The following is a 939-nucleotide window of genomic DNA, read 5'->3' as shown; positions in this document are numbered from 1 at the left end:
ACTGACACAGCGAGGACTATTAAACATGTCCCAGTCGTATCAGTCAATTCAAGCAAAAGCTTAAGTTGTTGAACCGCCGTATACGGTTCCGTACGTACGGTGGTGTGGGAGGTCGATAGTGTGAACTATCTCCTACCCGATTTTTAGCTTTCTAATTGAGGAGTAAGACCGCACAGTTCATTAAGATATGTACAGCCATTGAAGCTTGGATCCGACCGGTCTTGCCGTAAATTAAGCACAATACCAGCCCGATGATCGTATAGGTCAGATAATGTCCGTCGCCATGTGCCAGTGCAAATAACAAACTGGATAGGAGGGCTGTTTGCCACGGTTTAAACCAGTAAGTGAAGTTGCCAAACAGGACCTTGCGAAAAATCAACTCTTCAATGATCGGTGCTGCCAACGCGATCACTAACAGGTAATAGGGATATTTGACGGAGATCGCCTGCAATGAGGCTGTGTTTTCAGACACGGCGGGTTGTTTGAGCCAGGTCACTTCGAGCCAAAATAAAAGACGCTGAGCAGCTAAAATCAGCGGCACGCCTAAAATGATCCAGCAAGCAGTTTGACCCTTGCCAGCGGGTCTGTTTTCGAACATGTTGCAATAGCGGTAATGAATAAAAAGCCACACCAGGCCGGCTGCACCGCCAAGATACAGCACTGTTTCTACTGGAAATAAAATGGCATTATTTTTGATCAATTGAAAACAAATTTGTTGGGAAAAAAGTAAAACAAAGTAAGCAAGCAAAAGATTCAGCGAATTAGCTTTGAATTTCACGTGATAGTCCTCCTTAATTGCTGGAAGTCATTATACCATATTCTCAAGGCAGAAGATCATGCTTTGTGAGCGGCCGTAAGTGGCCGTTTTTAGTTGGTCACTTTCCTTCTCCCGATTTTGGACGAATTCTGACTAAATGATTGTGAATTAAAAAATTTACT

The 939-nt window shown here is 43.7% G+C and carries 1 protein-coding gene; it reads right to left on the bottom strand.

What is annotated here, in order from left to right; genetic code table 11:
• Positions 1–151: 151 nt before the first annotated feature.
• Positions 152–778: a CPBP family intramembrane glutamic endopeptidase gene (locus tag LFYK43_RS12155; RefSeq protein WP_124978587.1), complete on the bottom strand. Its 627-nt coding sequence runs from the start codon at positions 776–778 to the stop codon at positions 152–154.
• Positions 779–939 lie beyond the last annotated feature (161 nt).

Origin of the sequence: Ligilactobacillus salitolerans (assembly GCF_003864415.1) — a bacterium.
GTDB classification, from domain to species: domain Bacteria; phylum Bacillota; class Bacilli; order Lactobacillales; family Lactobacillaceae; genus Ligilactobacillus; species Ligilactobacillus salitolerans.
This window is presented reverse-complemented; position numbering and strand designations above follow the sequence as displayed.